The sequence below is a fragment of the Streptomyces sp. NPDC005899 genome (assembly GCF_040629645.1).
GTDB lineage: Bacteria > Actinomycetota > Actinomycetes > Streptomycetales > Streptomycetaceae > Streptomyces.
In genome coordinates, this window is sequence record NZ_JBEXWB010000267.1 from 1 (window position 1) to 8,835 (window position 8,835).

8 protein-coding genes are annotated in these 8,835 nt (G+C 73.7%); 3 read left to right on the forward strand and 5 right to left on the reverse strand.

Annotated elements, in window-relative coordinates:
* Nucleotides 1–110: 110 nt before the first annotated feature.
* From ligD to ABZ371_RS24330, 4 genes are all read right to left on the reverse strand, one after another.
* Nucleotides 111–1,070: a non-homologous end-joining DNA ligase gene (gene ligD / locus ABZ371_RS24315; RefSeq protein ID WP_358683228.1), complete on the reverse strand. Its 960-nt coding sequence runs from the start codon at nt 1,068–1,070 to the stop codon at nt 111–113.
* A 115-nt stretch (nt 1,071–1,185) separates the two neighbouring features.
* The gene (locus ABZ371_RS24320; RefSeq protein ID WP_358683230.1) at nt 1,186–2,526 is read right to left on the reverse strand and encodes an SGNH/GDSL hydrolase family protein; all 1,341 of its coding nucleotides are present in this window, start codon (nt 2,524–2,526) and stop codon (nt 1,186–1,188) included.
* Between the two features lie 179 nt (nt 2,527–2,705).
* Nucleotides 2,706–3,281, reverse strand: coding sequence for an isochorismatase family protein (locus ABZ371_RS24325; RefSeq protein WP_358683232.1), 576 nt, complete (start codon nt 3,279–3,281; stop codon nt 2,706–2,708).
* 135 nt (nt 3,282–3,416) lie between these two features.
* Nucleotides 3,417–4,058, reverse strand: a complete 642-nt coding sequence (locus tag ABZ371_RS24330; protein ID WP_358683234.1) for a hypothetical protein — start codon at nt 4,056–4,058, stop codon at nt 3,417–3,419.
* 259 nt (nt 4,059–4,317) lie between these two features.
* On the opposite strand from ABZ371_RS24330, the gene ABZ371_RS24335 reads away from it, so the two are divergent.
* On the forward strand, nt 4,318–5,052 hold the full coding sequence (locus ABZ371_RS24335; protein WP_358683236.1) for an NAD(P)H-binding protein: 735 nt from the start codon (nt 4,318–4,320) through the stop codon (nt 5,050–5,052).
* A 115-nt stretch (nt 5,053–5,167) separates the two neighbouring features.
* On the opposite strand, the gene ABZ371_RS24340 is transcribed toward ABZ371_RS24335, so the two are convergent.
* Nucleotides 5,168–6,844 carry a cellulase family glycosylhydrolase gene (locus ABZ371_RS24340; protein WP_358683238.1) on the reverse strand — a complete coding sequence of 559 codons (1,677 nt, stop codon included), beginning with the start codon at nt 6,842–6,844 and terminating at the stop codon, nt 5,168–5,170.
* 228 nt (nt 6,845–7,072) lie between these two features.
* Between ABZ371_RS24340 and ABZ371_RS24345 the strand changes: the two genes are divergently transcribed.
* Both ABZ371_RS24345 and ABZ371_RS24350 read left to right on the forward strand, forming a co-directional pair.
* Nucleotides 7,073–7,939: an AraC family transcriptional regulator gene (locus tag ABZ371_RS24345; RefSeq protein WP_358683240.1), complete on the forward strand. Its 867-nt coding sequence runs from the start codon at nt 7,073–7,075 to the stop codon at nt 7,937–7,939.
* A 365-nt stretch (nt 7,940–8,304) separates the two neighbouring features.
* Nucleotides 8,305–8,835: lysophospholipid acyltransferase family protein (locus ABZ371_RS24350; protein WP_358683242.1), on the forward strand; the 531-nt coding region annotated here is incomplete at its 3' end.

The window sequence follows — 8,835 nt, forward strand, 5'->3', positions numbered from 1 at the left end:
CGGCCGGGTCGTCCTGGTCAATCCCGCCGCCGCGCAGATCCTCGGTTTCCGCGCCAGCGACCTCGGCGGCAAGGAGCTGCACACGCTGGTCCTGCTCACCCGGTCGGCCCTCACCCCAGGTCGCCGGGCGCGAGATCGGGCCGCAGCCGGTGCCAGGACGGCTGGCGGAGCTTGCCGGCCCTGGTCCGGGTCGAGTACCGCACCTCGCCGACCAGGCGCGGCAGCACCCACCGTGCCCCCGCGACCCGCGGCACCTCGTCGAACGGGCACGTGTCGACGGCGGCGACCCGGAGCAGTCCGGCGAGCGCCGTCCGCTCGGCGTCGCTCCACCCCGTGCCGACGCTGCCCACGTACCGCAGCCGCCCCTCGTGCGGCTCCCCGACCAGCAGGGCCCCGGGCAGGCCGCCCAGCCGCCCGCGCCCGGGCACCCAGCCGCCGACGATCACGTCGGCGGTGCGGGCATGACGGATCTTGATCCAGGACCGGGCCCGTACCCCCGGCTCGTACACGGAGCCCAGCCGTTTCGCGATCAGGCCCTCGAGCCCGGCCTCCCGCGTCATGTCCAGGGCCTGCGCACCGTGGCCGACGACTACCGCCGGTGTCGACCAGCGCGGCCCCTCCAGGCGGAGCCCTTCCAGGGCCGCCCGCCGCTCGGTGTAGGGGAGCGTGACCAGGGTCCTTCCCCGCAGGTGCAGGGCGTCGAAGACGACCAGGTGGGCGGGGATCCGCTCCGCCGTGCGGGCGGCCTTCGCGGGCGAGCCGGACAGCCCCATCCGTGACTGGAGCCGCTGGAAGTCGCTGCGCCCCTGGCTGTCCAGCGCGACGATCTCCCCGTCCAGCACCGCCGCCACGCCGCCGGTGGCCGCCCCGAGGGCGGTGAGGTCCGGGTAGGCCGCCGTGATGTCGGTGCCCGACCTGGCGCGCAGCTCCACGGAGCCGTCACCCGGCAGGTAGACCAGGGCCCGTTGGCCGTCCTGCTTGACCTCGTACGCCCACTGGTCGTCGGTGGCCGCGGGTGGGAGGGTGCCGGGGGTCGCGAGCATGGGGGCGAATCGGGGCAGAGGGGTCATGGCGGTACCTTCTCAGGTGAACCGCCCCCACGGGGTTCGGTGCCCGGTGGCAGTGCCGTACGAGCCCCCGGGCCGGGCGGGGTGGGCCGCCGCGCCCGGGGGCCGCCCCGGACGGTCAGTTGTAGCCGAAACCGCGGGGGAGCGGGGACCGGTGGAACAGCCGGGCCGGGACGGTGTCGGCCAGTGCCCGGTAGCCGGACGGGTTGAGGTGGAGGTGGTCCCCGGTGTCCATGGAGGGGCGGAGTGTGCGGGGGGCGTGCGGGTCGCGGGCGGTCCGGTCGAAGTCGAGCACGCTGTCGAAGCGCCCGCTCGTGCGGATCCACGAGTTGACCGTCTGCCGGGCCTCCTCCCGGTAGCCGTCCGGATCGTCGTATCCGGTGTTCCCGCCGAACGGGGTCAGGGTCGCCCCGTACACGCGGATGCCGTGGGTGTGGGCCCGGGTGATGATCTGTTCGTAGGCCGCGATGACGTCGGCCGCGGCCTGCTTCTGGGCGGCCGGGGAGGCTTCGGCCGTGCCGATGTCGTTGACGCCCTCGAAGACGAGCAGCCGGTCCACTCCGCTCTGTGCCAGGACGTCACGGTCCAGGCGGGCCAGGCCGTTGGGGCCCAGGCCGTCGTTGAGCAGGCGGTTCCCCCCGGCCGCCTGGTTGACGACGGCGGTGTTCGCGGTGGCGGGTTCACCCCTCAGGCGTTCGTTCAGCCGGTCGGGCCAGCGGTCGTTCATGTTGGTGGTGGAGCCCCGGCCGTCGGTGAGCGAGTCGCCCAGGACGACCGTCGCCGAGGTGGTGCTCCTGGACCAGACCTCGACCCCGCTGAGGAAGTACCAGTGGTCGGTGGGTGTCGCCCCGGGCAGGTCGGCGTCGCCGACGTGGTCACCGGCCCGCAGGTAGGACGTCGTGCGGGAGCCGGGGTGCGAGGTGATGGCGGTGGAAGCCTGGCCGGTGGCCAGGTAGACCGTCGCGGTGAGGTCGCTGCCGGGTGCGAGGCGGAAGTCCAGTGGGTCGGAGACCGCCTGCGCGCCGGCCGGCACCGAGACCGCGGGGCGCCCCTGGAACGTCACCCGGCGGGTCGTGCCCGCCTCGACCGCACCGGTACCCGCCCTGCCGTCCTGCGGCAGGGCCACGGAGACCTTGGTGATCGGGAGTACCGTGCCGCCGAAGGCGTTGGAGAAGCGCAGCCGGATGTGCTCGCCGCCGGTGGAGACGTGGACCGTCTGCCGCAGGGTGGTGTCCGCCATCACCGAGCCGTCCCGGGTGAAGGGCGCCGGGGGCATGTTGCCCGGTTCCGTCAGCTGCGGCATGGAGGTCCAGGTGCTCACCCAGTGGGCGTCGCGTTCCGTCGGCGCCGCCCAGGCGCCCCGGTCGGGGCCGTCACCCGCGCCGAGGGCGGGAGTGACGGCGGCCGCGGTGAGCGCACCCGCGACGAGCAGGCCGACTGTCGGGAATCCTCGGTTCACGGTGGTGCTCCCTCTGTACGGGTGGGGGAAGCGGGATCGACCCACGTGTGTGGACGGCGTCCTCGCCTGTGGACGGCGACGCAGGCGGCAGGCTAGTCCTCCGGCAAATTTCGGTCAATGCCTCGAAATGTTTCGGCGGCTGGGCGGTAGGTGCCGTGGGCCGGGCAGCCGGCGGGCCGTCAGGCCGGTGGGGCCGTGAAGCCGACGTCGGCCGCGGCGATGGTGACGTCCGCGTCCCCGCTGAGGGCCCATGCGGCGACGCGCGAGACCGTGGCGGCGGGGACCGCCTCGCTGACACCGGGCTCCGCCGGGATGTCGTGCGTCGCGTGGCCGTCATGGGGCAGGGCCACGCGGTAGCCGAGCGCCAGTGCCGTACGGGCGGTCGCCTGGACGCACATCTCCGACATCAGGCCGCAGACGGCGATCGATCGCACGCCCGCCGTGGACAGCAGATCGTGCAGCGGCGTCCCCTGGAAGCCGTCGTCGTGCGTCTTGCGGACCACCGTCTCCATCACCCCGTCCCGGACGGGGTGGTGGAGCGCCCAGCCGGGGGTGTGGGGCTCGTCCCCGGAACCGGCCGGTCCGTCGTTCTGGACGTGCACGACGAGAGCCCCGGCCTGCCGGGCCCGCGTGATCAGGTCGGCGGTGCGGTCCAGGAGCCGGGCGGCCCCGGGCAGGGCCCCGCTCCCGGTGACGAACGCCGTCTGGACGTCGACGACGACGAGTGCTTCCGCCGGGCTCGGGTGAGTGTTCATGCCGCCATCTTGCCGAGGGTGTCCAGGGCGGCGAGGGGGCCGGCCCTGCCGGCGGCCGCCGCCCGCCCTCGGGGCGTGAGGCGGACGTGACCACCGGGGCCCGACGCCCGCGGGGCGGTGCCTCCCGGGCCGCCCTCAGGCCTTGGTTGTGCAGATCGCGTCGTACGGCCGGCCCGGGCTCGGGAACAGCTTGATCGGGTCGTCCGACTCCGCCGGGCACTCCTCGACCGTCTTGGCCAGGGCCAGCACCTTGCTGCCTCCGCTCGCGCAGGCGACCTCCTTCGCCTGGTCGTCGACGCAGTCGCCCACGACGAGCTGGCCACCGCCCATGCCCGCGTCGCCCGGGTGCTCGCCGGACAGGTTCCGGCCGCAGATGGTCTTGCTCGGGAGTCCCGCACCGGCGTCGCCGCCGAAGGAGACCTTCACCGAGATGATCTCGTCCGTGCCGGCGGGGCACTCGACGGCCCCGGCGAAGATCTCGCCGTCCTTGACCTGGAGGGCCTTGATCGTCGCCTTGGGGTCGTCGCAGTCCAGGGCCTGGTAACCGTCCTTCGACTTGCTCGTGTCCGGCCCGGCGCAGTCGCCGGTCTTCCACTCCTTCGGCTTCCGGTCGACACCGGACGAGGAGGAGGACGACGAGGAGGTGTCGCACGCGGTGGTGGCGCCCAGGACGAGCGCGAACAGGAGGCCCGCCTTCGCGCAGTCCATGAGGACCGAACGCGTGCGCGCGGCCCCCGTCCCGATGCTCCGGGCGCGCGTGCTGCCGTGGACGCTCATGCTGCTCCTCGTAGGCGTGACGTGATCCGCACGGCGTGTCCGCGCGACGCGTGCGGCTGTTCCCGCGTAAGGACGGCATAAGCGGTCCGGGTGGTTCCCGGTGGTCGCCGGGAGGTGGCGAGAGCTGCGTGGCCGATGGGCCTACGTGGCCGGTAGGACCGGGTCCCGGCTATCCCGGATAGAAGATATCCAGGATTGGCTGTACGGTGAAGGAGCGGCGCGGAACACGCATGACGCTCCCCTTCGAGGAAGGCACGACATGAAGATCGCAGTGATCGGTGGCACGGGGCTGATCGGCTCCCAGGTCGTCGACATCCTGCACGCGGCCGGGCACGAGGCGGTGCCGCACTCCCTGTCCACGGGGGTCGACCTCCTCACCGGGGAGGGGCTCGCGCCCGCTCTCGACGGAGCGGACACCGTCGTCGACCTGACGAACTCGCCCACGTTCGACGAGGCCTCACCCGCCTTCTTCCGCCGGACGACGGGCAACCTCCTGGCGGCCGCCGGACAGGCGGGCGTCGGCCACGCGGTGATCCTGTCCATCGTCGGCGCGGAGCGGGTGCCCGCGCTCGACTACTACCGCGCGAAGGTGCTGCAGGAGGACCTCCTCAAGGCCGGCCCCGTCCCGTACTCGATCGTCCGCGCCACCCAGTTCTTCGAGTTCATGGACGCGGTGCTGTCCTGGACGGCGGACGAGCACACCGTCCGGCTGCCCTCCACGCCCCTGCAACCCATGGCGTCCGCGGACGTCGCCCGCGCCGTCGCGGAGGTGGCCGTCGGCACGCCCCTGCGGGGCACGCGGGAGGTCGCGGGCGCCGACGTCTTCCCGCTGGACGAGCTGGGACGGATCACGCTGGAGGCCCGGGGCGACGGGCGCACGGTCACGAGGGACGAGGAGGCCGGCATGTTCGCGGCCGTGGAGGGCGACGCCATCACCGCAGGCGACGACGCCGTCATCGCGCCCACCCGCTACCGGGACTGGCTGGCGTCCTGACGCCTGCCCGCCCCGCCGCGGCCGCCGTGCCCGGTGCCGGGTCCCCCGCCGGATCCGGCGCAGGCGCACCGCATCCGGCGGGGGATGCGGCGCCCCCGCCGGACGGCTGTGGCGATCAGGCGGCCGCGCAGGCGGCTCCGCCGAGGGTGAAGGCGACCGGGGCCGTGTTGGCGGCCCCCTTGGCGGCCGTGAAGCCGAGGGTCACGGTGCCCCCGGCGGCGATGGTCGACGTGTACGAGGCCGGGGCGACGCTCACCGTGGCGCCGTTCTGGGTGGCGACCCCGCCCCACATGTTGCTGATCTTCTGGCCGTCGGCGAAGGCGAAGCCGAGCTGCCAGCCGCTGACGGCGGCCGTGGCGGTGTTGCGCAGGGTGATCTCGCCCTGGAAGCCGCCGGGCCACTCGCCGATGACGCGGTAGCCCACGGAGCAGGCCCCGCCCGGTGTGCTGCCGCCCTTGCCGGTCCTGGCGCCGACCGTGGCCGAGCGGGCCGAGCGGTTGCCGGCCGCGTCCCGGGCGTAGACGGCGAAGGTGTACGCCGTGTCGGCGGTGAGTCCCTTGACGGTGGCGGAGGTCGTCGTGGAGGTGACGGCGGTGGTCTCCGTGCCGCCCACGCGGACCACGTCGTAGCCGGTGACACCGGTGTCGTCGGTGGCGGCCGGCCACGCGAGGCTGACCGACGAGGCCGTCACGGCCGTGACGGACGGGGTGCCGGGGGCGGTCGGTGCCTTGGTGTCACCCGTGCCGCCCGCGTAGACGGTCGCCTCCTTCGAGGTCTGGGCGATGCCGTTGGCGCCGTGGAGGATCCGCTCACCCCAGGAGCTGAGCCGGCCGGGATCGAAGTCGATGGTCAGGTCCAGGATCGGGTCGGTGTTGCCGCTCCAGGACCAGGCCAGGTAGCCGAGTCCGAGCTGCTCGGCCGTGGCCATCATGGTGTCCTCGTCCGGATCGCCGTACTGGTCGGCAGGTCCGCCGAACTCACCGATCAGCAGGGGCAGTCCGGCGTCGACGAAGGCGTTGAGGTAGTCGGTGACCTTCGCGGCCGTGTTGTAGACGCTGTACATGTGGATCGAGAAGATGAGGTTGCCGGTCGCGTCGGCGTCGTACACCGTCCGCGCCTGGGCGCGCATGACGCCCTGCCAGTCCTGGCCCCAGTTGGGCGCGTCCACCATGATCGTGTGCTGGAAGCCGGCGGCGCGGAGCTTCTTGACCGCCGCGATCGTCGGGGCGGTCCAGCCGGCGGGGTCGGTGTTGCCCCAGGGCTCGTTGCCGATGTTGATGACGACGTGGCCCTCCTCGCCGGCGAGGACGTCCTTGAGCCCGATCCAGTAGTCGGCCGCGTGGTCGAGCGTGCCGGCGGCGGCGTCCTCGCCGTAGCCGGTGGTGTCGTGCACCTCGAGGACGCAGATCAGCCGGTTGGTCTTGCACCGGTCGATGACGGCCGCGACGTCGGCCGCGCTGTTCTTGCTCCAGCGGTAGCCGTCGGACAGGACGACGCGGACGGTGTTGGCGCCGGTCGCCTTGATGTCGGCGAACGACTGCGTCTCACCCGGGTACCAGGTGTGGGCGTGGTTGATGCCGCGCATGACGAAGTCGTTGCCGTTGCCCTCCACCAGGCGGCCGTCGCTGATGTGGAGGCCGGCCGCGAGGGCGCCGGCCGGCTCGGCCCGGTCCGCGGCCCGCGCGGGGGCGGGGCCGAGCGCACCGGCCACCACGAGCCCGAGGAGGGCGGCCAGGCCTCTCAGCAGGAGGGTGAGGGGGCGTGTCCGTGCCGTGCTTCTTGCTGGTCTCACTGCGACTCCAGAGGGGTGGACGCGAGGAAAGTCGAGCTTCAGCAGTACATGGGAGCGCTCCCATCCAACCCATCTCGACAGGGGCACGTCAAGATGTGGGTGTGCCGTGGTCACCCCCGGACGGGCCGGGGTCCTCACGTACCCGCCCGACAGTGCCGGGCACAGGATGTCGGGTCCGGCAGGGTGGGGTCTTCCTAACGTGGTGGGCGAAAGGGAAGGGAGACCGGGGTGCTGGAACGGCTCAACCAGGCCATGGAGCACATCGAGGCGCATCTCGACGGCTCGATCGACGCGGCCGACCTCGCGCGCGTCGCGGTGACGTCGGAGTACCACCTGCGCCGTCTGTTCTCGGCGCTGGCGGGCATCCCGCTGTCGGAGTACATCCGCCGCAGGCGGCTGACCGTGGCGGGCGCCGAGGTGCTCGCCGGTGAGCGGACCCTGCTGGACGTGGCGGTGCGCTACGGCTACGGCTCCGGGGAGGCGTTCGCCCGGGCCTTCCGCGCCATGCACGGCGTGGGACCGGGCGAGGCCCGGCGGACCGGCGCGACGCTGCACGCGCAGCCCCGGATGTCCTTCCGTCTCGTCGTCGAAGGGAGCACCAGCATGCGGTACAGGATCGTCACCAAGGAGGAGTTCCGTGTGGTCGGCAGGAAGGCCCGCGTCCCGCTCGTCCACGAGGGTGCCAACCCGGCGATCGGCGAGTTCATCCGCGGGATCGGCCGGGAGGCGCTCGGACGCATGGCGGCCCTGTCCGACCAGGAGCCGGCGGGGATCGTCGGGGTGAGCGACCAGCTCGACCCGAGCCGCGCGGAGGGTACGGAACTCGACTACTACCACGGGGTGGTGACCACCCGTGAGGCACCCGACGACATGGACGTGCTCGTCGTCCCGGCGGGCACCTGGGCCGTCTTCGAGAACTCCGGTCCGTTCCCCCAGGCACTCCAGTACCTGTGGCGGGATGTGTACACGCAGTGGTTCCCGTCCAACCCGTACCGGAGCAGGCCGGGGCCGGAGATCCTGAGCGTGGACCTGACGGAGGACGGGGCGCGGGCCGACGCGAAGCTGTGGATCCCGGTGGAGGCCGAGCGCGGGTGAGCGGCGGGGGTCGGGCGCGGGTGAGGTGACCCCGGGGAGGCCGAGTGCGGGTGAGGCGGGCCGCGCAGGTGGCGACCGGGCGGGCGCCCGCGCCCGCCGTCGTGGGTATCCGGCGCCCGCGCAGTCCACCACCGGGGGCCGGCGGGCGGCCTCCGCGCACTCCGCCACCGGGGCCCGTGGGCGGCGGCCTCCGCGCTTCCCGGCGGTTTCGCCTCGGGCTGAGTAGCAGGACGCCGCACCACCGCGCGAGCTGAGTGCGGGAGCTCAGGTCCGGCGGCAACTCCGGTACCACGATGGGCGATGCGCGGCCTCACCGCCGCCCGTACCCCCGACGCCCGTACCCGCCGCCGAACATCTGGAGCACCGTGCTCAGCCGCGTAGCCGCCGCCGTCGTCCCGTCGCTCGGCAGTCTGACGACCTCCGCCGAACCGCTCGGCCTGCTGACGCCCGCCATCCTGGTCGCCAACCACACCTCCCTCGCGGGCCCCGGCATCGTGCTGGCGGGGCTGCACCGGATGGGCATCGAACCCGTCGTCCTCGCCACCGCCGGGCTGTGGCGCGTTCCCGTCCTGCGGTACCTGCTGGACCGCGACGGGCACATACCCGTGCACCGGCGCACGGTCCGGGCGGCCGACGCCCTTCGCGACGCGGCTGCGGCGCTGGACGCCGGGCGGCACGTGCTCGTCTACGGCGAGGGAGGTATCCCGCAGCGGAAAGGCTCCGGCGAGGCGGCCCCTTCGCCGTTCCGCAGCGGCCCGGCACGCCTCGCCGCGGCTTCCGGCGCCCCGGTGGTGCCGGTCGGACAGGCCGGCGCCCGCCGGGTCTGCTCCGGCAGTGGCGGCAAGCAGCTGGCCGGACTCCTCACCGCGCCCGTCCGCCGCCCCCGGCTGCACGTC

Excerpts from the sequence above, each read along its gene's own strand:
- ligD (WP_358683228.1), bottom strand. The coding sequence starts at position 1,070 with ATGACCCCTCTGCCCCGATTCGCCCCCATGCTCGCGACCCCCGGCACC.
- ABZ371_RS24335 (WP_358683236.1), top strand. The coding sequence starts at position 4,318 with ATGAAGATCGCAGTGATCGGTGGCACGGGGCTGATCGGCTCCCAGGTC.
- ABZ371_RS24325 (WP_358683232.1), bottom strand. The coding sequence starts at position 3,281 with ATGAACACTCACCCGAGCCCGGCGGAAGCACTCGTCGTCGTCGACGTC.
- ABZ371_RS24330 (WP_358683234.1), bottom strand. The coding sequence starts at position 4,058 with ATGAGCGTCCACGGCAGCACGCGCGCCCGGAGCATCGGGACGGGGGCC.